Source organism: Neisseria sp. P0021.S007 (assembly GCF_051956855.1).
In genome coordinates, this window is record NZ_JBQCXA010000619.1 from 1 (window position 1) to 654 (window position 654).

The 654-nt window shown below is 43.6% G+C and carries 1 protein-coding gene; it reads left to right on the forward strand.

Annotated elements, in window-relative coordinates; translation table 11 throughout:
* Positions 1 to 130: 130 nt before the first annotated feature.
* A partial coding sequence (locus ACTHUR_RS14985; RefSeq protein ID WP_440399397.1) for a hypothetical protein occupies positions 131 to 654 on the forward strand: 524 nt, incomplete at its 3' end.

Here is a 654-nt window from a genome sequence, read left to right on the forward strand (position 1 = left end):
ATATCCAACAATCGGATTCCTTCTCCAAGGTCGTCTGAAAATAAGAAACCTTTTTTACCACCGCTGGACTAACAGATTATCAACGCAATATTTCAGGAGCTCTATGACTGCCTTCATCCGTTTCGTTTCAGTGTTGCTGACCGCATCCGCATTGACTGTCAGCGTAAGCACCGCTGCCAAACCCGTTGCCGAAAAACGCGTCGCGGTGCAAACTTCCAAAGGCAAGGTCATGCTGCCTGCCGGGTATGCCAAAATGATCAACGACTTTCCCGAACCTGATCCTAAACTGCTGGAGCCGATTCCTATTTCAAATGTAAAATCGCCACACGGGCGGGCGGATTTGGTTAAATTTTTCGAAATCGTTTTACAGTCTAATTCGAAATTGATGGTGGCACAAGATGAATTTAACCGAGCTGGAGAAAATTCGACGCACTCCCCAGAATTTTTTGAAGCTGCAAAAAAGCTGGATGATGAGTGGAAAAAAGTTACCGGAAGATTTTTGGATGCTGATTTCCGCGATTCTGAAATTAAAGCACTGGTCAACCGGAGGGTCAAAATCAACATATTGACAAGTAAGGTTTTGGAATATTTGATAAAACATCAAAAAACCTTGATGGGTGAAGGAGAAAAAGACCCTGAAATAAACCGATTGGG